This window comes from Enterobacter sp. K16B, assembly GCF_020216105.1.
GTDB lineage: Bacteria > Pseudomonadota > Gammaproteobacteria > Enterobacterales > Enterobacteriaceae > Enterobacter > Enterobacter sichuanensis.
The window spans coordinates 1-411 of record NZ_JAIWJZ010000231.1; the positions used below are offsets into that span (position 1 = coordinate 1).

A 411-nucleotide genomic window follows, 5' to 3' on the forward strand; every position below is an offset into this window, starting at 1 on the left:
TCACTCATAATGATGGGGTCACAGGTTCGAATCCCGTCGTAGCCACCATCTTTTTTTGCGGGAGTGGCGAAATTGGTAGACGCACCAGATTTAGGTTCTGGCGCCGCAAGGTGTGCGAGTTCAAGTCTCGCCTCCCGCACCATTCCCGGGTAAGCGTTGCACGGATGGGGTATCGCCAAGCGGTAAGGCACCGGTTTTTGATACCGGCATTCCCTGGTTCGAATCCAGGTACCCCAGCCATATTTCTTCGATTTTGCGGTTCTCCGCGGTATTGGGGTATCGCCAAGCGGTAAGGCACCGGTTTTTGATACCGGCACTCCCTGGTTCGAATCCAGGTACCCCAGCCATCGAAGATTGCAGTACTGGCTACGTAGCTCAGTTGGTTAGAGCACATCACTCATAATGATGGGG

Annotated in this window: 3 tRNA genes; all 3 read left to right on the plus strand. The window is 54.0% G+C overall.

Annotated features, from left to right (window positions below):
- Positions 1-57 precede the first annotated feature (57 nt).
- Positions 58-142, plus strand: a tRNA-Leu gene (locus LDK53_RS22875).
- Positions 143-165: 23 nt separating this feature from the next.
- A tRNA-Gln gene (locus tag LDK53_RS22880) sits at positions 166-240 on the plus strand.
- 32 nt (positions 241-272) lie between these two features.
- Positions 273-347: transfer RNA gene (locus tag LDK53_RS22885), tRNA-Gln, on the plus strand.
- Positions 348-411 lie beyond the last annotated feature (64 nt).